Below are 3,316 nucleotides of genomic sequence, written 5' to 3'. Positions count from 1 at the left end.
CAGCGCCAGTCCGTCGATCTGGTGGGCGTGGCGATCGACGTGATCGAGGAACTGACCCCGGTGATCTCCGAGTGCGGCGCCGAGCTCGGCTTCAGCCACGACGACCGGCCGCTGCTGGTACAAGGCCACGAGGCCGCGCTGGCCGCGCTGCTGCGCAACCTGATCGAGAACGCCATGCGCCACGTGCCGGCCGGCGGCCAGGTGCAGTTGGCGATCGCGCAGGGCGCGGCCACCACCACCATCGACGTGGCCGACGACGGCCCCGGCATCCCGCCCGAACGGCGCGCCGCGGTGTTCGCGCGCTTCCATCGCGAGTCGAGCAGCCGTGGCGAAGGCTACGGCCTCGGCCTGTCGATCGTGCAACGCGCCGCCGAATTGCACGGTGCGAGCATCGAACTGCTCGACTCGCCGTTCGGCCGCGGCCTGCGCGTGAAGGTAAGCATTCCGCGCAACGGCTGAACTGATACGCCGCCGGCCGGCTTGCGCATCCGTAAGCCGGCTGAAAGCCGGCCGCCCGGAGAATGCCGGCCGATGCCACTGGCCGATGCGCGCCGGTGGTTCGCAAACCCGGGCGCGACGGAAACAGGCATGAACAAGGCGGGGAAGACGGGCAACCAGGTGGTGCCCGTGCTCATGTATCACAACATCGCGCCGGTCCCCGCGGGGTTGCGCACCTATCGCAGCCTTTATGTAAGCCCGGCGAAGTTTGCGCGGCAGATGTGGCTGCTGCACCAGCTGGGATACACCGGCCTGTCGATGTCGGCGGCGCTGCCGTACCTGCGCGGCGAACGCCGCGGGCGGGTCGTCGCCATCACGCTGGACGACGGCTATGTCGACAACCTCGATGCGGCGCTGCCGGTGCTGCAGGCGTTCGGTTTCAGCGCCACGGCCTACATGGTCAGCGGCAGCATCGGCCGTTTCAACGTGTGGGATGCCGAACGGCTCGGCATCCGCAAGCCGCTGATGTCGGCCGCGGACATGCGCCGCTGGAGCGACGCCGGCATGGAGATCGGCGCGCACACGCGCACCCATCCGCGGCTCAGCCAGTGCGCGGATGCTGTTTTGCACGGCGAGATCCACGGCTGCAAGGCGGACCTCGAAGATCGCCTCGGCTGCGCGGTGACCCAGTTCTGCTACCCCTACGGCGACGCCGACGACCGTGCGGTCGCCGTGGTGCGGGAGGCCGGCTACGCCGCGGCCACCACCACGCGCCGCGGGCGCGCCGTGGCCGGCGCCGACCTGTGGCGACTGCCGCGGATACAGGTCGCGCGGCACCATCTGCTGCCGCAGTTCGCGATGCGTGTGCTGACCCGCTACGAGGATCGCCGCGCATGAGGTTCCTGCTGCTCGGCACCAACCCGGAGCACACCGGCGCGGCCACCCATTTCGTCGCGCTGGCGCAGGCGCTGGCCGAGGCCGGCCACGAGGTCGGCGTGATCGCCGCCGCCGGCGGACTGATCGAACAGCAGCTTGCCGACACCGCCGTGCAGCTGCACCGCGCCACCTTCCGCAACGCGCTGGACCTGCGCGGCTACGCCACGGTGTTGCGCACGGCGCGGCAACTGCGGCCACACTGGCTGGTCGGCAACTTCGGCAAGGAGTACTGGCCGCTGATCGTGATCGGCCGGCTGCTGCGCATCCCGGTCGTGCTGTTCCGCCACCGCGTGCCGCCGATGAGGCGCGTCTCGGCCTGGCTGCTGCCGCGGCTGGCGCACCGCTTCTTCGCCGTGTCCCGCCATGCGCGCCGCGCCTATCTCGAGCGCGGCGTGCCGCCCGGCCTGGTGCAAGTCCTCTACAACCCGGTGAACATGGCGTTGTGCCGGCACGACCCGGTACAGCGCAGCGCGATCCTGCGCAGCCTGGACATCTTCGGCGACCCCGTCGTGCTCGGTTTCTGCGGCCGGATGCAGCAAGGCAAGGGCATCTTCACCCTGTTCGACGCCGCCACCGCGGCGATGGCGCAGCAGCCGCAGCTGCATTGCCTGTGGCTGGGCGACGGCCCGGATGCGCAGGCGCTGCGCGAGCGCGCCGCCGCGCATCCGTTGGGCAACCGGCACCATTTCCCGGGCTGGGCCAACGACATCCACCCGTACTACAGCGCCATGTCGATGCTGGCCTTCCCGTCGATCGCGCCGGAGACCTTCGGGCGCGTCTCGGTGGAAGCGCAGGCCGCCGGCCTGCCGGTGCTGGCCAGCGACATCGGCGGCATCCCGGAAACGCTGCAGCCCGGTGTCACCGGCGTGCTGCTGCCGCCCGGCGACGTCGAGGCATGGCGCACCGCCATCGTGAACATGTGCGACCCGTCGCGCCGGCTGCCGATGGGCGCGGCGGCCGAGGCGTTCGTCCGCGAACGTTTCAGCACGAACGTGATAGCAGCCCGCTTCGTGCACCTGCTGACCGCCGCCTCGGCCATCCGCGCGAAAGGCATCCATCGGCACCGCCGCAAGCGGCCGTTGCCGGGCCGGGTGTGAGCAGACTAAGCAAGCTCGAAGCCTGAGCGACGATGCTGGCCTTCCCCCCACAGACGGAAGGAAGAACCATGCGCACCCAACTCGTCACCCCGCTCGTGCTGGCACTGCTGGCAACCGGCGCCGCGCTGACGGCGCAGGCCGCGTCGACGGCCAACCTGCAGGCGCAGGCAAAGCTCGACATGCAGCACGCCCGTGCGATCGCCCTGAAGACGTATCCCGGCCACATCGTCAAGCAGGAACTGGAGCGCGAACCCGGCGGCAGCGGCCTGCGCTATTCGTTCGACATCACCGCCGCCAACGTCACCCACGAGGTCGGCGTGGATGCGCACACCGGCAAGGTGCTGGAGAACTCGATCGAGGGCGCGGACAACGATTGAGCGTGCGGCCACCGACGGCCCGACAGGGCACCACGCGCGCCGTCGCGTGGTTAACCCGATACTCACGAGCCGATAAGCGTGCTGAAAGCGACGCGCTTCATGCTCTGCGCATGACTCGTCCCGACACGCTCCGCTCGCTCCTCGTCGCGCCGTTGCCCGCGGCCGCCTCCCGCCAGGTCTCCTCTTCATGGGATGCGCGTGGTCGCGCGTGGGCGGCGGCGCTCCTGCGCCGACAGTTGCAGCGGGTCGGCCACAACTTGTGCGAGCCCGGCGGCTTGCCGCGCGCCGGCATCCACCGGGTGCTGGTGTGCCGGCCCAACCACCGGCTTGGCAACAGCGTGCTGATCAGTCCGCTGATCGCGGAAATCGAAGCGCTCTACCCGGGTGCGGACGCTGAATCGGTTGGCGTACAGGCAGGCGCCGGCGCCGCTGCCGAGGATGTCGATCTCCGCACCCGGGTAGAGCGCT

The 3,316-nt window shown here is 70.4% G+C and carries 4 protein-coding genes and 1 pseudogene; all 5 read left to right on the top strand.

Going from position 1 to position 3,316, the window contains the following annotated elements:
• Positions 1 to 459, top strand: a 459-nt coding sequence (locus B1991_RS18475) for a sensor histidine kinase (protein WP_246031238.1), incomplete at its 5' end; no start/stop codon positions are given.
• Between the two features lie 129 nt (positions 460 to 588).
• The gene (locus tag B1991_RS18470) at positions 589 to 1,335 is read left to right on the top strand and encodes a polysaccharide deacetylase family protein (RefSeq protein ID WP_246031237.1); all 747 of its coding nucleotides are present in this window, start codon (positions 589 to 591) and stop codon (positions 1,333 to 1,335) included.
• Complete coding sequence (locus B1991_RS18465; protein WP_136260133.1) at positions 1,332 to 2,471, top strand: glycosyltransferase family 4 protein; 1,140 nt, start codon at positions 1,332 to 1,334, stop codon at positions 2,469 to 2,471. Before B1991_RS18470 ends, B1991_RS18465 begins: the two co-directional genes overlap by 4 nt.
• Before the next feature lie 68 nt (positions 2,472 to 2,539).
• The gene (locus B1991_RS18460) at positions 2,540 to 2,848 is read left to right on the top strand and encodes a PepSY domain-containing protein (protein ID WP_136260132.1); all 309 of its coding nucleotides are present in this window, start codon (positions 2,540 to 2,542) and stop codon (positions 2,846 to 2,848) included.
• 110 nt (positions 2,849 to 2,958) lie between these two features.
• A pseudogene (locus tag B1991_RS19055) lies at positions 2,959 to 3,316 on the top strand (hypothetical protein); the annotation flags it as partial.

It is taken from the genome of Rhodanobacter lindaniclasticus (genome assembly GCF_004799035.1).
GTDB lineage: Bacteria > Pseudomonadota > Gammaproteobacteria > Xanthomonadales > Rhodanobacteraceae > Rhodanobacter > Rhodanobacter lindaniclasticus.
The sequence above is the reverse complement of the archived record's forward strand: the minus strand, read 5'-3'. Positions and strand labels throughout refer to the sequence as shown.